We start from the raw sequence: 250 nt of genomic DNA on the forward strand, positions 1-250 counted from the left end.
GCCGAGGAGTTCGACGCGGTGCTGCACCGTGAGCCGAAGCCCGTCCGCGCAGACCCGTGGCGCCGACTGAGCGGACTCCACACTCTGCGCGGGCGCCGCAACCTCGCGATCGCCCGCGCCCTGTGGACCGCGCGTGAGGAATACGCGCAGCAGCAGGATGTCTCCCCCGGCCGGCTCGTGCCTGATCGCTCACTCGTCGCGGCCATTCAGGCGAACCCCGCGACCAAACGCGCCCTCGCCGAGGTGAAGG

1 protein-coding gene is annotated in these 250 nt (G+C 72.0%); it reads left to right on the forward strand.

What is annotated here, in order from left to right; genetic code table 11:
• A partial coding sequence (locus RTW80_RS30230) for an HRDC domain-containing protein (RefSeq protein WP_312721880.1) occupies positions 1–250 on the forward strand: 250 nt, incomplete at both ends.

It is taken from the genome of Escherichia sp. AM3, from assembly GCF_032029835.1.
GTDB lineage: Bacteria > Pseudomonadota > Gammaproteobacteria > Enterobacterales > Enterobacteriaceae > Escherichia > Escherichia coli.